Raw genomic sequence first — 13,246 nt, forward strand, 5'->3', positions numbered from 1 at the left:
ACGGCGGAAGAGGCGCCGCGATCGGGGGATAGGCCAATGTTATTGAGTACGGCTATCAGACGATTCTGGAATGACAATCGTGGCTACGTCATCGCATTGACGCTGATATCCATGCCGTTGCTGCTGGGCTTTTCGCTGCTGGTGATCGATGTCGGTCGCACCGGCAATCTTCACACCGATCTTCAGAACGCCGTCGATGCGATGGCGCTGACCGGCGCCCGTGAACTCGACGGGCGCGATGATGCGATCACGCGGGCCGAGGCCGCGATCGAGAAGCTTGCCAATACCGCTGCCTTTGGAGGCGGCGGCGCGGGCATGTCGCTCGGCTCCAGCCTCACGGTGTCCTATGACGCCGGTGACGATGCCGCGAGTACTGTCACCGTCACGTTCCTCAAGGCCATTCCCGATGACGATGACGATCCCATCCCGGGTTCCATGGTGACCACGGATCCAAGCGAGGCAGCCTACGCCTGGGTCACCGCAAAGCCCCAGGCCATGCAGACGATCTTCCCCATACCGGTCGGCTTCAATCGGGATACGATCAATGTTACCGCGGATGCGGTTGCCGTCTATCACGCAAGTGCCTGCGATATCACGCCGATCTTCATCTGTAATCCCTTTGAGCCTGCCGGTAATACGAGCCAGGCCGCCAGCGAGCAGGCGGCGGCGGATCTCCATACCAACTTTGCGGCGGGCAATCTCTACGGCCGGCAGATCGAAATGCACACCACGTCTTCCGCCAATCCCGGCCCTGGCAATTTCGGATTCCTGAGAACCCCTCTTGGCAACGGCGCGAACGTGCTGGCCGAAGCCCTTGCGACCGGCAATCCGGGAGCCTGCTATACGCAGAATAGCCTGGATACCCAGACGGGTGCCGTCGCCGGGCCGGTGGAGGCCGGCGTCAATACGCGCTTCGGCATTTATGAGGGTTCGTTCAAGGGCTCGCGCAATGACGGACGCTATCGCCCGGCCCAGAACGTCCGCTCCGCACAGACGAAAACGGGCGGTGACGCCTGCAAGGGCTACGACCCCGTGATGCTCGGCGACGCTGTTGGAGATGTCACCAAGGCGGTACCATTGGGTTACGGCGCAGCCATGAGCCCTCTCGGCGGCGGCAAGATCAGCAGCAGCAACAATTGGAACTACGAAAGCTACTGGAGCGTCGCACAGGGCGGGACGGCGCCGTCTGTGAGCGCGGTCCTCAGCAACCACTCCAGCTATCCGCCGCAGGCAGGCGGAACACCGAGCCGGCCCTCCGCCTACGATGTCTATCGCTACGAGCTCAACACCGCGGCGCTGCTCAGCCATGCCTCGCCGAACGGCGAGATCGGCACGCCCACGACAGGCGGCGGCCAGTGCTATTCGGGCCCTGACCTTTCGAATTACACGGCGGAAGAATACGGCGATCGCCGCGAGATATTCGCCGCCATCGTCAATTGCGGCTACGAGGCATCGGTTGGTCATCTCAACGGCCACAAGCAGACGGAGGCGGTTGCCTTCTCGCGCATGTTCATGACCAAACCGGCGGTCAAGGCCGGCAGCGAGCGCTATCTTTCGCTTGAAATAATCGACATCACGGGCAAGGGCGGCCGCGGCACGCTTGACGAATTCCTGCGGGAAGAGGCGGAGCTGGTCAGATGATGGGCTTGCGATATTCCATTTTCCGTCGCGTCTGTCCCCGCCTTTGGCGGCAAGACGAGGGCGCGGTGCTTGCCGAGGCACTGCTGGCCGTGCCCTTCGTTACGCTCTTCGCGGCAGGCATCCTCGAATTCGGCAATATCTTCTGGGAGCGGATGCAGATCGACGCGGGTCTGCGGGATGCCGGGCGGTATCTGTCGCGCTGCCGACCAACCTCGCCGACCTACTCGGCCAACTGCTCGACGGCGACTGCGAAACTGATCGCTTTCTACGGAACCCAGGCTCCCGCCGAGGGGGCCAGTCTGAGGGTCCGAGGCTGGGGGCCCGATCTCGCCGATATCACCGTTATTCCGGTCGATGCCGACGGGACGGTCACCGTTCAGACGGCACATCTATATGAAACCTCGCCTCTGTTCGCCTGGCTCGGCATAGATGCGATCACCATCAATTCCTCTCACGAAGAGAGGTATATGGGATGGTAGATCTTCGATTTTCCTTCTGGCGGGACGATCGCGGCGTGTCCCTGACCGAGGGACTGATCACGATCCCGATCGTGCTCCTGGTCTTCGCCGCCTTCGTCGAATTCGGTTACGCCATGTCGCAGTGGAACCAGACGGTGAAGGCGCTGCAATATGGTGCGCGTCTTGCGGCCGTATCCGATCCGCTGACAAGTGATTTCGATGATGTCTTCCCGGCCGACGCTGACGATCCGCTGAATAATGGCGATGCAACGCCGAACGATTCGACGATATACTCGCGGTGCGGACCTGGGCTTGAGAACTGCAGCGCTGAATTGAGCCGGATTGTGCAGGGAAGCGACGGGACCTGCGCGGCGGGGGATCCGCGGCCGGGCATTTGCGATTTAAACTGGCGCATCCAGCCGGAGAACCTGGTGGTGACCTATCAGCGGTCGGGGCTTGGCTATTGGGGCCGGCCGGACGGGCCGGTGCTGACCATGCGGCTGGAAGTTAGTGATATTACTTTTGATTTGCCGGTTCTCGGCGTGTTGCTGGGGCTCGATGACGTCGTCATTCCCGCCCATCCGGTAACCATTACGACCGAAGACTTAAAGACATGTTCCACCTGCTGAAAGCTATAATGCTAAACCCTTGATATTGCGTGGTAAAGCGAGATGACAGCTCATATGAATTTTGCAGCGACCACTAAGATTCTTGTTCTCTCTGACGATGCGGCGGCTGCGAGCTTCATGCTCGACACGTTCGGTTCCCTTTCGCGCTATGATGTGCGCCATATGGCTGTAATGGCGGTCAAGGACGCAGCACGGATCGACGTGGCGCAGTTCAACCTGATCGTGCTGGATGTCGACGACGGGGAGATGTTGACCCATCCGGAGTTGTTTGCCTTCCGCAGCAAGCATCGCAGTACGCCGTTGGTGGTCGTCTCGGAAGATCTGCCGGATGATAAATTGCGGCTGCTGTTTCGCCTGAACGGCAACGACTGGCTGAAGAAACCGCTCGAACGGCGCGCGCTGATCGACATGATCTCGACCCACGCGCCGACCGCAGGCGCCAATGAAAGCCGGGTCCATGCCATCGTCTCGGCAGTTGGCGGGGCAGGCGCCAGCGTGATTGCCTCCTCGCTCGCCCACGTCTTGGCCCAGCCGACAAAAAATTCCTCGCCGCGCGTCGATCTGTTCGACATGGATTTCTCGTCCGGGTCGCTCGGCTACTACCTCAACCTTGTCAACGACTATGATCTGAAGCCCATCATGGCAAATCCGTCGCGGGTCGATCTCGAATTCATCGACCTCGTGCGCAAGCGCCACGCGGGCGGCTTTTCTTTGCTGTCGTTCAAGCAACCGTCGGTGCTTCTGACGCCCAAGGGGGCGGAACTCGTGCTGAGGATGCTCGATGTCGCAGCCTTCGAGAGCGATCACACGGTGCTCGATATTCCCTACTACAACACGCCGTGGAAGGACGATGTGCTGGGGTCCGCCAACAGCATCTGCATCGTCACCGAAATGACCATCCCCGCCCTGCACGAGGCCAAGGAACTGTTCCTCAACCTGGTGCGGCTGCGCGGCAATTCGGACCAGATTTTTGTCGTCATCAACAAATACCGGACAAAGCTCTTCAGCCTCGGTGTGCGCCGCCAGCAGATCGACAAGATCTTCAAGGATGTCCGCGCGCAAATCATCGCCGATGATTGGGATACGCTGAACGAGGCGGTGAACCGCGGCGTATTGCCGTTCGAGGTCAATGCGCGTTCGCGTTTCTGCGGCTCTGTCAGCAAACTGGGAGCGCTCGTCAGATGAAGTGGCGCAGCCGACCAGAGGCGCTGAGCGGCAAAAGGGTCGACTGGCAACGAGTGATTCGCGGTGTCGTGGTCGCCGCGTCTTGCTGGTTTGCGATCCCTTCGACGCAGCCCCTGGCGAGTGGGCTGGTGCCGCGAAACCTCGGGCCAACCACCGGCGTGATCGTGACTGCGGAGCAAAATTATCCATCCGGCACCATCATCATCGTCAGCAAGAACCGGACGCTCGATCTCATCGTCTCCGGCAACCGTGCAATCCGCTACAAAATCGGCGTCGGCCGCGACGGCTTCCGGTGGAGCGGCGTTGTCAGGGTCGGTCATAAGGCCGAGTGGCCGGATTGGCGGCCGCCGGCCGAGATGAAGGTGCGCTCACCGGATCTTCCCGAGCTCGTGCCCGCCGGCCCGTTCAATCCGCTCGGCGCTCGTGGGATCTATCTCTACCGGGGAAATGCCGACACGCTCTATCGCATTCACGGGACCAACGATCAGTCGACGGTCGGCGGATTCGCATCCTCCGGATGCTTCCGCATGAGCAATGCCGACGTGATCGATCTCTACAACCGGGTGAAGGTCGGAGCCACGGTGATTGTGAAATAGTTGACCAAGGGGGGGGAACTGATGACAAGCGGGTTCATCGGACGTTTTTACAAGCAGCGGCAGCCGGAAGACGAGCAACATTCGGAGATTGCCGACCTCGCCGTCGAAGGAGCCCAGATCGCGCCGCAGGCAAGCGGCGGGCCTGTGGCGACCGAACAGGAAACATCGCTTGGCCGGGACATGGTGGCCGAACGGGTCAACCTGCATCGCTATCTGCTCGATCGCATCAATCTCGGCATTCTTGACATGCTCGACAATGAAGAGATTGCGGCCGAGATCCGGCCGCTGGTCAAGGACTATATCCGACAGAACAACTTTCCGCTCAATGCCAAGGAAATCAATGACCTGATCCAGGACATCACCGACGAGATGCTGGGGCTCGGGCCAATTGAGCCTCTGCTGGCCGACGATTCGATCGCCGATATTCTGATCAACGGTCACAACAGCGTCTATGTGGAACGGCGGGGCAAGCTCGAGTGCACGGCGGTGCGCTTCAAGGACGAGGATCACCTGCTGCGGGTGGTCAACAAGATCGTCTCCGCCGTCGGGCGACGCGTCGACGAATCGACCCCGTTGGTCGACGCCCGCCTCAAGGACGGGTCACGTGTCAACGTCGCCATCCGGCCGATCTCGGTCGATGGCCCGCTCGTTTCAATCCGCAAATTCACCCGTTCGCCGCTGACGCTGGAACGCCTGGTCGAATACGGGGCGATGCCAAACGCAATGCGCATCCTGCTCAGCGCCGCCGTCAAGGGCAAGGTCTCGATGATTATTTCGGGTGGTACCGGCTCGGGCAAGACGACCTTGCTCAACGCCTTGTCGTCTCAGATCTCCATGAAGGAGCGCCTGATCACGATCGAGGACGCGGCCGAACTCCAGCTGCAGCAACCGCATGTCGGCCGATTGGAAACCCGACCGCCGACGCTTGATGGTCGCAACGAGATTCGCCAGCGCGAACTCCTCAAGAATGCGCTGCGCATGCGTCCCGATCGCATCATCGTCGGCGAAGTCCGTGGCGAGGAGGCGTTCGACATGCTGCAGGCGATGAACACGGGTCACGAAGGATCGATGACGACAATTCATGCCAATACGCCGCGGGACGCCGTCGGTCGCCTCGAGCAGATGGTCGGCATGGCCGGCATGCCGATGTCTCAGATCAGCGTCCGTTCACAGATCGCGTCTGCGATCACGCTCATCGTTCAGGTCCAGCGCCTCAGCGACGGCACTCGCAAGGTCGTCTCCGTCTCCGAAATCACCGGCATGGAGGGCGAAGTCGTTCAGATGCAGGAGATCATGAAATTCAAGAAGACCGGCACGGATGACGATGGCCGCATTCGCGGGGAATTCCGTGCCACTGGTCTTCGCCCCCGCTTCGTCGAGGAATTCGCCGAACTCGGCATCATCGTCCCTGCGGCGATCTTTGAACCCGGAGCGCCCTTGCAGACGGGAGTTAAATCATGAGCATGACCTTGCTCCTCGTCTACGGCACCGTGTTCATCGCTGCGCTGATTTCCGCTGAAGTGCTGCTGCGCGGCTATTTCACGACGGCCGCTCGCCACAAGGCGGTGAACCATCGCTTGAGCCTGCTTGATGGAAGCGTCGATCACCGCAAGACCTACCGCGACATGCTGAAAGAGCGCGGTGCGGACCAGGACTGGCGATCGATACCCCTCATGCAGCGGATCCGGCGGTTCTATGCGCAGTCCGGAATCAAGTTCGATGCGCCGCGGTTTGCGCTCTACGCCGTCGCCGGCGCACTGCTGATCTGGCTGGCTCTCCAGTTTGTGGTGCCGAGCACTCTGATCAGGAGCCTGATTTTCCTGGTCGTCTGCCCGCTCGTCCCTGTCGTTGTCATCTGGCGGGTGCGGGCGATGCGAATGCGTAAATTTACGCAGAAGCTGCCTGAGGCGCTCGACGTTGCCGTCCGCAGCCTCGCTGCCGGGCATCCGCTGCCCGCGGCGATCGCTCTCGTTGCGCGGGAAATGCCTGACCCCATCGGTTCGGAATTCGGCCTGCTGTCGGACGAGCTCACCTATGGCGTGGTGCTGGAAGATGCGCTCGTCAATCTTGCGGATCGCGTGGGGGTCGAAGACCTGAACCTGTTGGCTATATCCCTGAGCGTTCAGGCCGGAACGGGCGGCAATCTCGTCGAAATCCTGCAGAATCTCTCAAAGACGCTGCGTGACCGGTTCATGTTGAAGGCGAAGGTCAGGGCGATCTCCTCGGAGGGGCGGATCACCGCGATATTCATGTCCGTCTATCCCTTCCTTCTGTACGCAATGATCAGGACGCTGTCGCCGACCTACTTCGATCCCGTCTGGGACAGCGGCTACGGACCTACCGTCGTTACCGTGTTGCTGGTCATCATGGCGATCGGGAATGTTATTCTCTACAAGCTGGTTAACTTCGAGTACTGAGGCTGCAATGTTCGCAGAGTATGGAATATACATCGTCTTATTCTTTGCGGTGCTGATCTTTTCCACTGCCGCTTCAGAATTTGTTTTCCGGCGGCGCGAGGTGGGTGTCCGTGTTTCGGAAACCGCCGAGGCGGCGGGTCAAGACTCCTACCTGGGCGACGGGGCAATTGCGGATCTGGGCGAGGCGGAAAATCGCCTGGTCCGCCGGTATTTCGAGATCACCCGGCGCGACACCAACGCCAACTCCACTCAGAACCGCCTGATTCGGGCGGGCTATTTCAGCGCCGGCGCCGTCGCAACGTTCCAGACAGTCCGGGCGCTCGTATGCGTAGCGATGCTCGTCGCCGCCGTCTGGACCATCGACCATTTCTTTCCCGAGATGTCACGGCTCGCGACGCTCGTCATCGCGATGTTTGCCGCGGCCATCACCTTCATTCTAGTGAATATCTACATCGACCGGCGCGGCCAGGCCAAGGAACGCCAGTACCGGCGGCTCTTTCCGGATTTCATGGACATGCTGATCGTCTGTCTGGATGCCGGAATGAGCCTCGAGGCGGCGGCAAATCGCGTCGCACGGGAATTCGTCAGCAAACGGCAGGATTTCGGTTTGCATCTTTCGATCATGATGCTGGAAGTGCGTGGTGGACGTCGGCTGCGGGAAGCCCTGGCCAATCTTGCCGCTCGATTGCGGATAGACGAGGCCCGGGCACTTTCCGTCCTGTTCCGGCAGTCTGAGGAACTGGGCACGAGCGTTACGCAGACACTGCGGGTCTACAGCAAGGAAATGCGCGACCTTCGCATTGTCCGCGCAGAGGAGAAGGCCAACGCCCTGCCGATCAAGATGCTGTTGCCGCTCGGTGCCTTCCTGTTTCCAGTCAGCCTGATCATCGTGCTCGTACCCATTGTTATCCGCGTCGTTACCCTTCTCATCGGAATGACGCCCGGTTCCTGAAAACAGCGAGGCTCACATGCAGTATCTAATGGAACAGGATCGTGGAGATATTGCCCTGGCGATCGACCCGCGCATGCCGCTGGCGCCGGCAAATCCCGAAGAGACCGGGCTTGAACTGTCCTTCATGCTGCGCCTCGCCGCAAAATGCGCGGCCGAACAGGATACCGTCACCCCCACGCATCTGGCTGACCGGATGAAACTGCCGAAGGTTCTGATCAATCTGCTGATCAAGGAACTGGTGAAGCTCGCCTTCCTCGAGGCGCGCGGGCTTGCGGGAGAGGACGTCAAGTCCGATATTCGCTACGCGCTTTCGACCAAAGGCATGGAATACGCACGCGAAGCGGCACGGCTGTCACAATATGTCGGGCCGGCTCCTGTGCCGCTGGAGGCATTCTCGCGACAGATCGGACTACAGTCGATCCATCACGAGCGGATAACGCGTGCCCGTTTGATCGAAAGCCTCGAAGGGCTGGTGTTGTCGCCTTCTCTGGTCGGAAAGCTTGGGCCGGCCATGAATTCGGGGCTCTCCATTCTGCTCTACGGCCCGCCCGGCAACGGCAAGACAAGCATCGCTGAGCGAACGTCGCGTCTGTTTTTGCAGACGATCTGGGTGCCATACGCCATTGAGGTCGGCGGGCACGTGATCACCTTTTACGACGAAGCCGTGCATCAAGCCGTGACCCGCGAGACAGGCAAGCCCTACCCGAAGGCGGATCAGCGATGGATCGAATGCCGTCGCCCGGTCATCAAGACCGGTGGGGAGTTGACGCTCGATCTGTTGGACCTGACGTTCAGCGAAGGCTCAACTGTCTACGAAGCACCCATGCATCTCAAGGCGTCGGGCGGCGTTTTCATCATCGACGATTTCGGCCGCCAGCAAGTCGCGCCCCAGGCACTCATCAACCGCTGGATCGTGCCCCTCGAGCGCGGATACGACTTCCTGTCGCTGCATACCGGCAGGAAGTTCAAGGTGCCATTCGACGAACTCGTCGTCTTCTCGACCAATATCGCTCCAAAAGATCTATCCGACGAGGCAGGCCTGCGGCGTCTGAAGTACAAAATATATGTGGCTAACCCATCGCGGGACGAATACATCCAGATCTTCCAGTCGTACGCGGACAACGTTTCCGTGGAAATCGATCTCCATGATTTGGGATTGTTCTATGATCGCAAGTACAATTGCAACTTGCTCGCGTCCTGCTATCATCCCAAATACCTGCTTGATTTCATCGGCTCTTATTGCGAATTCAATGTCTTGCCCAAGATTGCGTCGCTGGAGATGTTGGAACGGGCGTGGGACGGGGTGTTTACGGTGGATTAGGAGTGCGCTTGCGGGCATGATCATGCTAACCGCATAGGCCCATGTTAAGGTTTCCGGGAAATACTGGAGTGGCATTTACGAGAGGGGCCGCGGCCCGGCTCGCGGGGAGAAACGCCGATGACCAATATTGTAAATGTTGATGTCGAACCTGACGGCCCAAGGCCGCGCAATGAACAAACGGCCAAACAACCGCCCCGTTCGAAAGGGGTGCCGTTCATCGCCATGGCCTTGTTGCTTCTCCCGTTGAACGCGGGGATCCTGCTTTACACTGCAAAAAATGCCGCCGATGTGCGTGACAGCAGCGAGACGCTGGCGGCGCTGAAGCTATCGATCGACGGGCTGAAGGCGCAGATCGACAAACAGGCGCATACTCTCGCAAGGGGCGAGGACGTGGCGATCATCCGGCAACACGTGGATAACCTGCGGAAGCAAGTTGCCGATCTGGATAACCAGATGGGGTCCAGCCTGTTCGCTTCTTCCGGCGGCGCTCAGATCCTGAGCGCGCCCGGCAAGGATGTAACGCAGCGCATCGCGCCTTCCTTTGGCGCGGCCTCGGCGTATCGCGAGGTTCCGAATGACAGCCTGGCCTCGATCGATGCACAGGGCGTGTCGGTCTCCGACCTGCCGCGCTATGAACGATCCGTCTCGCCGGAAGGCAAATTGATTCTCCGGAAAGTACAATAGTTGCGGGGTAGCGCTTGCGCTGTTTCGTAGGCGGCTGGTGACAACCGCTGCCGTCGATTGGTCTCAAGGACAGCAGAACTCGCAATGCGCCTTTCAGCGGCGCATTGTTCGTTTTTGGCGGCGCTGCTTGCGCCAAGCGGTTCTATCGCTGCGCGACGTTCACGCTGTTCTTCATCAATTCGAGGTTTCGCGCCGTCGTCTCGTTGGCGGGATCGAGTTCGTAGGCCTTGAGGAAATAGCGTCGGGCCTTGGGAAGGTCACCGCGCAAGAGATGGGAATAGCCGATATTGTTATAGTAAACCGGCGTGTTGCCGATCATCTTCGCGAGCTGCGCATAGGCGCGGTCGGAAGTATCGAACCGTCCGATCATATCCGACGATGCCGCAAAGCCGAGCCATGCCGCTGGATCTTGCGGAAAGACTGCAACTGCGCGTTTGTAGATCGCGTATGACTTTCCGTAGTTCTTTTCCCGGAACTGAAGCTTGCCCGTGGTGATCAATTCGTCGTCCTTGTAGAAGGCGACGGCCGAATCATCAGCGACGGTCTGGGCGCTGTCGCCAAAAGCAGACATGTCTTCGAGGCTCGAAGACTGGCATCCGGCCAGGGTTGCAACACCGGCAAGCAATAGCGCTAGGCATCTGACCCGCTGCATCATCTGAAACGTCACCATTCATACCCCCAACTTTCAGATATCCTAGCGTTGCATAAGTATGCGCTCACGGAAATCCTGATCAAAAAATGCTAACAAAGAAACAATCAGCATCGTTGAGTCGCATTAAAGAGACACATCGGCCGTTTGTATAGTGTCGCTCTTGCAACACAGCGCAATGGCAAGGCGAAAATTTTCTCCGATGATACGGCTATTTGCGCGAGAGTTTGGTTGGCTTGTGAGCAGCTAATCCTCATTTACGAGGGTGTGGGTTCTGTAGATCAAAGCTACGCGCCGTCTGGGTTTGTTGAGATGAACGGCTGTCTGCCAGGGTGAGCGGAGGCAACACGAGGCAAACCAGGTTTCCTCGTTCGTCCAACCCGGCCGCTGCCGTTTGTGCCCTGGCAGCGAACTTTTTGCTCAGGGTCGCTTTAGGTTGCAATTTATCCATCAACGCTTGGGCCTGTTGGCTCCGCCATCTCCGGGCGTCCGGCGATCGCAATCATCGCATTCTGCAGCCGCTGTCGCGCAAGCATGCTCGCCAGTGAACTGGTGGCCTTCGGCTTTCATGCCGCCCGAAGGCGTCAATTCAACCAGCCTTGGTGGCGCTGATTGCGTAGCGGTGCTGGATGCCGCGGGCCAGGCCCTTGAAGAGATTCCAGTGTTTTGCCTGAGCGCGATGAACTCTGGCGAGGTCGGTATCGATCGTCACAGTGTCGAAGCCGCTTTGGCGAAGGAGATCGGCGACCGCCTCCGCGCGTGCCCCTTGCGAGAAATAGACGCGCGAAAGAATGCTGCGATGCGTATCCATCATTGCCGCCGACGCCTGTACTGCATCGCTCTTCAGGATGCGAAGGCGCGTGCCGAAAACGGCGAGCCTGGAGAGCAGCCGCTCGAGCGGTGTCGAACTGACGAAGTCGCCGTCGATGATCAGCAGCGTTCCGCCCGGTCTCAAAACCCGCAGCCATTCGGCGAAAGCTGCTTTCGGATCGACCAGCGTCCAGACGAGATGCCGGTTGACGATCACGTCATAGGCGTTGTCCGGCTCCATCGTGTTCTCGGCGTCGCCCAGGCGAAAGCTGATGCTGCGCTTGCGGATTTTTGCCTTGGATTGAGCGCGCTCCATCATCGGCTCCGCCCAATCCATGCCCGTCACCCGAAAGCCCAGGTCATCCATCAGGTGCGAAATGACCCCGGTGCCGCTGGCAAGATCGAGTGCGGCGCGACCGTTGCCGGGGCCGAGGTGCCGTAGAAACAACTGGTGCCAGGCGGCGCGTTCTTCCTCCGAAAAGATCTCGTGACCGGGCGACTGGTCGAAGGTTGCGGCCCGTTCGGACCAGTATGCCTTGATCTCCGCGCGTAAGTCGTAGTTCGCCAGTCTTTCGGTATTGCTCATCGTCATCGTCCCGGATTGCGCCGTGCAGGTTCCTAGCTTTCTGGAATTCTTCTAAAAGATAAAACTTGACTGTCAATATCATGAAAACTAAAAGCGCCGCAGTTTCCCGATGGAGTGAAGACAATGACGATGTTCGGCAGGGTGGCCTTGGCCGCCGTGGGTTTCTGCGCGCTTTTTTCCGGCCTGGCTTTTGCCGGTGAGAAAGTGACCATAAAGGATGTCACGGGTCGCGATGTAGAAGTCAGCGTGCCGGTCGAGCATGTCATTCTCGGCGAAGGCCGCCAGATCTATTTCGTGGCGGCACTCGACACGGATGCGCCGTTCAGCCGCGTCGTCGGCTGGCGCGACGATTTCAAGAAGGCCGATCTCGACGGCTACAATGAATATCTCGCCAAGTTTCCGGAAATGGACAAGCTGCCGACCTTCGGCGGCATGAAGGACGGTACCTTCGATATCGAACAGGCCGTTGCGCTTAAGCCCGATGTCATCATCATGAACATCGATGCCAAGACGGCGACCGAAGAGGCCGGCTATATCGAAAAGCTCGGCAAGGTCGGCATTCCTCTTGTCTATGTCGACTTCCGCGAAAAGCCGATGGAAAACACCGAGGCCAGCATGCGGGTCATCGGCACGCTGTTGGGCAAACAGGAAAGGGCCGAGGAATTCATTCAGTTTCGGGCTGAGCAGATTGCCCGTGTTACCGACGTCCTGGCCAAGGCTGATGCCAAGAAGCCGCTGGTGTTCATGGAGCGTGCGGGCGGCTATTCCGACGATTGCTGCATGTCGTTCGGCAATGAGAACTTCGGCAAGATGGTCGAGCTGGCCGGCGGCGCAAATATGGCCAAGGACATCATTCCGGGCACGTTCGGCACGGTCAATCCCGAGCAGATCATCGCCTCCAATCCGGACCAGATCATCGTGACCGGTGCCAACTGGGAACTCTATGTTCCAGGCGGCAACTGGGTCGGAGTCGGCCCGGGTGCTGATCCGAAGGAATCAGTCCGCAAGCTCGCCAACCTGATGCAGCGCCCCGCGTTCACCGGCGTCAAGGCGGTCAAGGACAACAACGTCCACGCCATCTGGCACCAGTTCTACAATAACCCCTATCAGTTCGTCGCCGTGCAGCAGATCGCCAAGTGGCTGCATCCGGAATTGTTCAAGGATCTCGATCCCGACGCCACCTTCAAGGAACTGCACGAACGTTTCCTGCCTGTCGACTACAAGCGCGGCTATTTCGCCTCGCTCGCGGTCGCGGGCTGACGCGAAGGACGGACCGGCCGGGGCGGGCTTTCCGCCCCGATGCATCTGGTCGAACCGC

General features: G+C 59.5%; 13 protein-coding genes. 11 read left to right on the forward strand and 2 right to left on the reverse strand.

Annotated features, from left to right (window positions below; genetic code table 11):
• The first annotated feature begins 36 nt into the window (after positions 1 to 36).
• From JNB71_RS17060 to JNB71_RS17105, 10 genes are all read left to right on the forward strand, one after another.
• The gene (locus JNB71_RS17060) at positions 37 to 1,641 is read left to right on the forward strand and encodes a TadE/TadG family type IV pilus assembly protein (protein ID WP_220373018.1); all 1,605 of its coding nucleotides are present in this window, start codon (positions 37 to 39) and stop codon (positions 1,639 to 1,641) included.
• Positions 1,638 to 2,120: a TadE/TadG family type IV pilus assembly protein gene (locus JNB71_RS17065; RefSeq protein ID WP_220373019.1), complete on the forward strand. Its 483-nt coding sequence runs from the start codon at positions 1,638 to 1,640 to the stop codon at positions 2,118 to 2,120. Before JNB71_RS17060 ends, JNB71_RS17065 begins: the two co-directional genes overlap by 4 nt.
• A complete protein-coding gene (locus JNB71_RS17070) occupies positions 2,114 to 2,728 on the forward strand; it encodes a TadE/TadG family type IV pilus assembly protein (protein ID WP_220373020.1) in 615 nt (204 codons plus the stop codon). The genes JNB71_RS17065 and JNB71_RS17070 overlap by 7 nt, the downstream gene beginning before the upstream one ends.
• A gap of 42 nt (positions 2,729 to 2,770) precedes the next feature.
• Positions 2,771 to 3,913, forward strand: a complete 1,143-nt coding sequence (locus JNB71_RS17075) for a pilus assembly protein (protein WP_220373021.1) — start codon at positions 2,771 to 2,773, stop codon at positions 3,911 to 3,913.
• Positions 3,910 to 4,509: a L,D-transpeptidase gene (locus JNB71_RS17080; protein ID WP_220373022.1), complete on the forward strand. Its 600-nt coding sequence runs from the start codon at positions 3,910 to 3,912 to the stop codon at positions 4,507 to 4,509. Before JNB71_RS17075 ends, JNB71_RS17080 begins: the two co-directional genes overlap by 4 nt.
• A gap of 21 nt (positions 4,510 to 4,530) precedes the next feature.
• Positions 4,531 to 5,970: a CpaF family protein gene (locus tag JNB71_RS17085; protein WP_220373023.1), complete on the forward strand. Its 1,440-nt coding sequence runs from the start codon at positions 4,531 to 4,533 to the stop codon at positions 5,968 to 5,970.
• A 2-nt stretch (positions 5,971 to 5,972) separates the two neighbouring features.
• On the forward strand, positions 5,973 to 6,926 hold the full coding sequence (locus tag JNB71_RS17090; protein WP_220373361.1) for a type II secretion system F family protein: 954 nt from the start codon (positions 5,973 to 5,975) through the stop codon (positions 6,924 to 6,926).
• A 7-nt stretch (positions 6,927 to 6,933) separates the two neighbouring features.
• Entirely contained in the window at positions 6,934 to 7,878 is a 945-nt protein-coding gene (locus tag JNB71_RS17095; protein ID WP_220373024.1) for a type II secretion system F family protein, read from the forward strand.
• Positions 7,879 to 7,894: 16 nt separating this feature from the next.
• Positions 7,895 to 9,199 (forward strand): AAA family ATPase, encoded by a 1,305-nt coding sequence (locus tag JNB71_RS17100; protein WP_220373025.1) that lies wholly within the window; start codon positions 7,895 to 7,897, stop codon positions 9,197 to 9,199.
• Between the two features lie 117 nt (positions 9,200 to 9,316).
• Positions 9,317 to 9,883 carry a hypothetical protein gene (locus JNB71_RS17105; protein ID WP_220373026.1) on the forward strand — a complete coding sequence of 189 codons (567 nt, stop codon included), beginning with the start codon at positions 9,317 to 9,319 and terminating at the stop codon, positions 9,881 to 9,883.
• A 142-nt stretch (positions 9,884 to 10,025) separates the two neighbouring features.
• On the opposite strand, the gene JNB71_RS17110 is transcribed toward JNB71_RS17105, so the two are convergent.
• Together JNB71_RS17110 and JNB71_RS17115 are read right to left on the reverse strand one after the other, a co-directional pair.
• Positions 10,026 to 10,553 carry a tetratricopeptide repeat protein gene (locus JNB71_RS17110; RefSeq protein WP_431029153.1) on the reverse strand — a complete coding sequence of 176 codons (528 nt, stop codon included), beginning with the start codon at positions 10,551 to 10,553 and terminating at the stop codon, positions 10,026 to 10,028.
• A gap of 568 nt (positions 10,554 to 11,121) precedes the next feature.
• The gene (locus JNB71_RS17115; protein ID WP_220373027.1) at positions 11,122 to 11,928 is read right to left on the reverse strand and encodes a class I SAM-dependent methyltransferase; all 807 of its coding nucleotides are present in this window, start codon (positions 11,926 to 11,928) and stop codon (positions 11,122 to 11,124) included.
• Positions 11,929 to 12,051: 123 nt separating this feature from the next.
• Between JNB71_RS17115 and JNB71_RS17120 the strand changes: the two genes are divergently transcribed.
• Entirely contained in the window at positions 12,052 to 13,188 is a 1,137-nt protein-coding gene (locus JNB71_RS17120; RefSeq protein ID WP_220373028.1) for an ABC transporter substrate-binding protein, read from the forward strand.
• The last annotated feature ends 58 nt before the right edge of the window (positions 13,189 to 13,246 follow it).

Source organism: Rhizobium herbae, assembly GCF_019511375.1.
Classification (GTDB): domain Bacteria; phylum Pseudomonadota; class Alphaproteobacteria; order Rhizobiales; family Rhizobiaceae; genus Pararhizobium; species Pararhizobium herbae_A.